Consider the following 951-nt stretch of genomic DNA (forward strand, 5'->3'; position numbering starts at 1 on the left):
TGGCTCCTTTCCTTGCAGTCAATCACAACTGCACTTTGGCACATTCGATGCCGGTGGAGCAGGAGCCACCCACCTCATCCGCTCTGGGCCGCCAACGAAAGCGGCCCATAGGTTTCAGATTTCTATGGCTTCTGCTATGGCCAGTGCATCCTCAAGCTCAACACCGAGATACCGAACGGTGCTGTCCATCTTTGTATGCCCGAGCAAGAGTTGTACCGCGCGCAGATTGCCCGTCTTCTTGTAAATTTGGGTGACCTTGGTCCGCCGCATTGAATGTGTACCGTATGCGCTTGCCTCTAAACCTATTGACGTGACCCAATCACGCACGATCCGCGCATACTGGCGTGTTGAAATGTGTAAACGCTCATGGAAACGCCCTGGCCAAAGGTATTCAGACCCGACCATGAGTTCATCTTCCATCCACCTCTCGACTGAGGTCCGAGTTCCTTCAGTAATCTCGAAGCGGACCGGTTTCTGAGTCTTGCTTTGCAGCACCGAAGCCCGCTCCTTGATCTGACCAGAAGCCAATACGTCAACGACTTTCATCTTTACCAAGTCACAGCCACGCAACTTACTGTCGATGGCCATATTGAAGAGAGCGAGATCGCGATAGTTCTTTGCGAGCTCTAATCGTACTCGAATTGCCCAGACGTGTTTAGGTTTCAAAGGCCGTTTCTGTCCGACGATGCGTCCCTTGTTCCAAGCTGGGCGAAGAGCGCGAATGGCAGGTAAGTTTGGTGTTTCCATAACTGATCCTCCGACCCGCCGTGCCCGCCCACAACGACAACCCGACGTTGACGAGGGATGATATCACAGGATGCTGCGCTACCTCCGAAGTCGGCTCTGGAGACCAATGCAGTCATCCATCGTTGCTTGAGCAGGACAATAAATTGCGCATTTGACAACAAGTATTTGCGGCCCACATGCTGAAACGTGAAAATCGAGGTGTAA

Annotated in this window: 1 protein-coding gene; it reads right to left on the reverse strand. The window is 52.6% G+C overall.

The window, feature by feature from the left end; translation table 11 throughout:
- Positions 1 to 114: 114 nt before the first annotated feature.
- Positions 115 to 747, reverse strand: a complete 633-nt coding sequence (locus ACR0CE_RS20520; RefSeq protein WP_480833614.1) for a tyrosine-type recombinase/integrase — start codon at positions 745 to 747, stop codon at positions 115 to 117.
- Between the last annotated feature and the right edge of the window lie 204 nt (positions 748 to 951).

The organism is Ruegeria sp. L11 (assembly GCF_056531755.1).